4 protein-coding genes are annotated in these 4990 nt (G+C 66.8%); 3 read left to right on the plus strand and 1 reads right to left on the minus strand.

Features of this window, described 5'->3' with window-relative positions:
* Positions 1 to 203: 203 nt before the first annotated feature.
* The 3 genes from AC5RWX_RS30070 (at position 204) to AC5RWX_RS30080 (ending at position 4053) form a co-directional block, all read left to right on the plus strand.
* Positions 204 to 1160, plus strand: coding sequence for a PLP-dependent cysteine synthase family protein (locus tag AC5RWX_RS30070; protein WP_494099877.1), 957 nt, complete (start codon positions 204 to 206; stop codon positions 1158 to 1160).
* A 120-nt stretch (positions 1161 to 1280) separates the two neighbouring features.
* Positions 1281 to 2537 carry a uroporphyrinogen-III C-methyltransferase gene (gene cobA / locus AC5RWX_RS30075; RefSeq protein ID WP_494099878.1) on the plus strand — a complete coding sequence of 419 codons (1257 nt, stop codon included), beginning with the start codon at positions 1281 to 1283 and terminating at the stop codon, positions 2535 to 2537.
* 49 nt (positions 2538 to 2586) lie between these two features.
* Positions 2587 to 4053, plus strand: coding sequence for an FAD-dependent oxidoreductase (locus AC5RWX_RS30080; RefSeq protein ID WP_494099879.1), 1467 nt, complete (start codon positions 2587 to 2589; stop codon positions 4051 to 4053).
* Positions 4054 to 4160: 107 nt separating this feature from the next.
* On the opposite strand, the gene AC5RWX_RS30085 is transcribed toward AC5RWX_RS30080, so the two are convergent.
* Positions 4161 to 4990 (minus strand): SRPBCC family protein (locus AC5RWX_RS30085; protein ID WP_494099880.1); only part of this gene is annotated, 830 nt, incomplete at its 5' end.

Raw genomic sequence — 4990 nt, forward strand, 5'->3', positions numbered from 1 at the left:
GCGGGCAGCACCCGCTGAAGCACTGCAGCCAAAGCATCCTCAAAGCCCGACGGCGACACCGCCGTCGGGCTTTGTTTTGTCCGGCAGCCCACGGCCACAGGGTTGGAGGCCGCCCACTGGCGCCGCTATCCAACGAGGTATAGCTTGAATCTTGTCCGGCAACCCTCCGCGGACCGGGCTGACACTGAGCGTGAGGCGGACACATGGGGCGTGCGGTGGAGGCAGGCGAAGGCGTACTGGCGGGGATCGGTTCCACCCCACTGATTGAGCTGCGCAAAGTGGTGCCGCCAGGGTCAGCGCGAGTGCTGGCGAAACTGGAGTTTGCCAACCCTACGGGGAGCATGAAGGACAGGATGGCTGTGGCTGCGATCAAAGCCGCAGAAGCCCGCGGTGACATCAGCCCGGGGGACACTGTCGTCGAGTACACTGCCGGGACAACGGGGATCTCACTCGCCTTGGTCTGCGCAGCCAAAGGCTACCGGCTGCACGTCGTTTTCTCGGACGCTTTCAGTGACGAAAAGCGCCGCACCATGGAGGCCTTGGGGGCGACGGTCGAGGATGTGCCAAGCGACCATGGGCGCATCACGGAACAGCTGATCAAAGCAATGATCGCCCGGGCAGGGGAACTGAGCGCGCTACCGCGCTACTGGGCCTGCGACCAGCTCAACAACCGCGATGCCATCAACGGATACCTGGCACTGGGCGAGGAAATCTGGCAGCAGTCCTACGGCCGGGTGGATGCCTTTGTCCAGTTCGTTGGCACAGCCCATTCAATCCACGGCACGGCGCGGGGCCTGCGTGGCCACCTTCCTGGCGTGCGCGTTATTGCCGTCGAACCCGCCGAATCCGCTGTGCTCTCAGGAGACCCCACCGGGTCGCACCGGATAGAAGGGACCGGTATCGGCTTCGTGCCCCCGCTATGGGAGCCTGCTGAAGTTGACGCAATTGAACGGGTTTCCTCCGAGGACGCGATGGCCATGGCCCGGCGCCTTGCCCATGAAGAGGGAATTTTTGTGGGGACTTCCTCCGGCGGGAATGTCGTTGCGGCACTGCGTGCAGCTGAGCAGCTTGGGCCGGAAGCGACTGTTGTCACCGTGATGGTCGACTCCGGCTTCCGCTATTTGAGCACAGGCCTTTACGGACAGGCGGGCAAACACTAGCGTGGCGGGGGCTGCGCACCTATCCTCAGGCAGCCGGCCTGTGTGACGCAGCGTTACCTTACGTGAACTGGTGTTGCTCGGCCTTTGTTGGCGATTGTGACGCGGCCCTACCGTTGATTCATGGCAATTCAGGATATCTACCCCACAGCGCTGCGGTTGCTCGGCCGCCCGGTGCTGGTGGTCGGCGGCGGCCCCGTTGCTGCACGCCGTGCCAAGGGCCTGCTCGACGCCGGTGCCCGGGTCACCGTTGTGGCCCCGGTTGCCTCTGCCGCGCTCCGTGAGCTTGCCGACGCCGGCCTGCTTGCCTGGGAGCCGCGCACCTACGCTTCCTCCGACGTCGACGGCGTCTGGTTCGTTCAGACGGCCACCGGCGATTCCGCTGTGGACGCCCGGGTCGCTGCCGACGCAGAGGCGCAACGCATCTGGTGCGTCAACACCTCCGACCATGAAGCCTCCGCCGCCTGGACCCCTGCTGTCGCCGAGGTGGACGACATCAAGATCGCCGTGAACGCCGGGGGAGACCCGCGCCGCGCCATGGCCGTCCGCGACGCCGTCGCCACCGCGCTCGAAACCGGAGACCTGCCACTGCGCCGCCGCCGGGCTTCCGCCGGAAGCGTCGCCCTTGTAGGCGGCGGTCCCGGTGACACCGGCCTCATCACCGTCCGCGGCCGCCGGCTCCTTGGGCAGGCCGACGTGGTCGTCGCAGACCGCTTGGGCCCCCGGGAACTCCTGAACGAACTGGCCCCCGACGTCCGTGTCATCGAGGTCGGCAAGACCCCCGGCCACCACCCGGTGCCGCAGTCAGAGATCAACCGGATCCTCGTGGAGGAAGCTCTGAAAGGCCACCGCGTGGTACGCCTCAAAGGCGGCGACCCCTACGTCCTGGGCCGCGGCGGCGAGGAAGCCGAGTACTGCCGGCAGCACGGCGTCGAGGTCGAAGTGGTCTCCGGCGTCACCTCGGCGATTTCCGTTCCCGCTGCCGCAGGCATCCCCGTCACGCACCGCGGCCTGGCCAAGGGCTTCAGCGTAGTGACCGGCCACGAGGAACTGTCCGAAGTTCCGGCCCGCCCCGACCACACAGTTGTCCTGCTCATGGGCGTCGGACAGTTGCGCGAATCGGCGTCCGCTCTGGGCAAAGCAGGTCTGCCCGCGGACACCCCGGTTGGTATTGTTGAAAACGGCTATTTGCCAAACCAGCGCGTCACCATCGGCACGCTCGGTTCCATTGCGGACCAGGCGGAAGCCGCCGGCGTCGCAAACCCGGCAGTCATTGTCATCGGTGACGTGGTGCGCGTGAGCCCGTTCGCGCCGTCGCACTTCAAAACCGCTGACTACAGCACCATCACCCCGAACAAGCCCCGAGTCCTCACCAGCTAGCCCACCAACCCAACAAGGTTGGGACGGACCGAAGAAAAGGAACACAGCCGTGTCATCAAGCACCACCGTAGGTTCTGCCGAACGCCCGCTGCGCGTCGCCGTCGTCGGCTCCGGCCCGGCGGGCGTCTACGCCGCGGACATCCTCACCAAGAGCGAAGCCGTCAAGAGCGGCGAGTTGACCGTGAGCATCGACCTCTTTGACCGCTACCCGGCACCCTACGGCCTGATCCGCTATGGCGTGGCCCCGGACCACCCCCGCATCAAGGGCATCGTCAACGCCCTGCACAAGGTCCTGGACCGCGGTGACATCCGCTTCTTCGGCAACGTGGACTACGGCACCGACCTCACCATCGAGGACCTCCGCACCCACTATGACGCCGTGATCTTCGCCACGGGCGCCATCAAGGACGCGGATCTTAACATCCCCGGCATTGAACTGGACGGTTCCTACGGCGGCGCCGATTTCGTCTCGTGGTACGACGGCCATCCGGATGTTCCGCGCGAATGGCCGCTGGAGGCCAAGGAAATCGCCGTGATCGGCAACGGCAACGTGGCCCTGGATGTGGCCCGCGTCCTGTCCAAGCACGCCGACGACCTGCTGGTCTCCGAAATCCCGGACAACGTCTACGCCGGCCTGAAGGCCTCGCCCGTCACCGACGTGCACGTCTTCGGCCGCCGCGGCCCCGCGCAGGTCAAGTTCACCCCGCTGGAGCTGCGCGAGCTGTCCCACTCCAAGGACGTGGACATCATCCTGTACCCGGAGGACTTCGAGTTCGACGAGGAATCCGACCGCCAGATCCAGACGAACAACCAGACCAAGACCATGGTGGGCACGCTCACCAACTGGATTGCCGAGCAGCCTGAGGACCTTTCCGAGCTCAAGGCATCCCGCCGCCTGCACCTGCACTTCCTGCACAGCCCGGTGGAGATCCATGACGACGCCGGGACGCCGGGCAAGGTGGCCGGCATCAGGTTCGAGCGCACCGAGCTGGACGGCACGGGCAACGCCCGCGGCACCGGCGAGATGGTGGACTACCCGGTCCAGGCCGTGTACCGCGCCATCGGCTACTTCGGTTCAGCCCTGCCGGAGATCGAGTTCGACCACACGAAGGGTGTCATCCCGAATGACGGCGGCCGCGTCCTGGATGCCGCCGGCACCCACGTGCCGGGCATCTACGCCACGGGTTGGATCAAGCGCGGACCGGTAGGCCTGATCGGGCACACCAAGGGTGATGCCCTCGAAACCGTGACCTACCTGCTGGAAGACCGCGAAAACCTGCCCGTGGCTGCCGTGCCCGAGGCGGATGCCGTCGTCGACCTCCTGGACGCCCGTGGCGTGAAGTTCACCAGCTGGGAAGGCTGGCTGGCGCTGGACGCCCACGAGCTCTCCCTCGGCGCTGCCGCCACCGAAGCCGGCGGTTCGCACGGCGTTGAGGTCAAGCGTGAGCGCATCAAGGTGGTGCCGCGCGAGGACATGGTTGCCATTTCCCGCGACGGCGTCGCCGCGCAGGTCTAACACGACAGCAACGCGGACCCCACTCCTAGCGGGTGGGGAGGTCACTTCACGCCCATATACCCGCGGGTATATGGGCGCTGGGGTGACCTCGCGTTGTTTAAACTGCGCTATTTCCCGGCCCCGCCGACCGCCATCAGCTCCAGGCGCTTGAGCGTTTCGCGGTTCCGCACGGTGATCATCGGGTCCCGCATGACCTTTGGCACCTTCCTGCCCGGCCCGCGGATGGCGTCTTCGGCGATGGTGACGAGGCACTGGGATCCCTGGTCCTGGAGTGTGATCACGATCCTCGCTTCGCCCATGGGCCAGCCGCGCGCCACCAGTTCCAGGGACTTTCCGGGTTCGACAGCGGCCACCCGGGTGCTGTCGTTGATGAGCAGCGGCCAGGCGCCCACGGAGTGATGGAGGCGCGCTCCGGCCTGGGGCCAGGTGTCGTCCACGGCGCGGATCCGGGATGCGCCCACGACCCAGCCGGAGTACAGCCAGCCGTCGGCAATAACCCGCCATACGTCGGCGGCAGGGGTGTTGAACAGCTGGGACACGGTGGACATGGTGTTCCTTTCTGGGGTGGCTGGGCTGGTGTGGTTCCCCTCCGGAGGGGGAGCGGCGGCAGCATGCGCGACGGCGGGGGGCGGGGGTTGCTGCGCTGCCCGGTACGAGCGCTCCCGCAGGCGTCGGGCCCAGTCGTAGACCTGTGCGCCGGGCGGTCGGTTCTCGAGTGGATTGAAGCGCAGGGGGGTATCTGCCGGCCCGGGGAAGGCACGCAGCCGCAGTTCGCCGCACTGCCGCCACGGGCCCGCTGGCTTGGCCCAGTACAGCCCAAGTACCCACTCGCCGCCCGTGACCGTCCCTGCCGGCAGGCTTATGGTCCGGAGCCCGAGCAATACGGGACCCTTTCGGCCGCGGTAGGGCATCAGGGTGGTGAAGTTGGCAGAGGAGA

The sequence above is a fragment of the Arthrobacter sp. SPT-J7 genome, assembly GCF_059089965.1.

Excerpts from the sequence above, each read along its gene's own strand:
- AC5RWX_RS30070 (WP_494099877.1), top strand. The coding sequence starts at position 204 with ATGGGGCGTGCGGTGGAGGCAGGCGAAGGCGTACTGGCGGGGATCGGT.
- cobA (WP_494099878.1), top strand. The coding sequence starts at position 1,281 with ATGGCAATTCAGGATATCTACCCCACAGCGCTGCGGTTGCTCGGCCGC.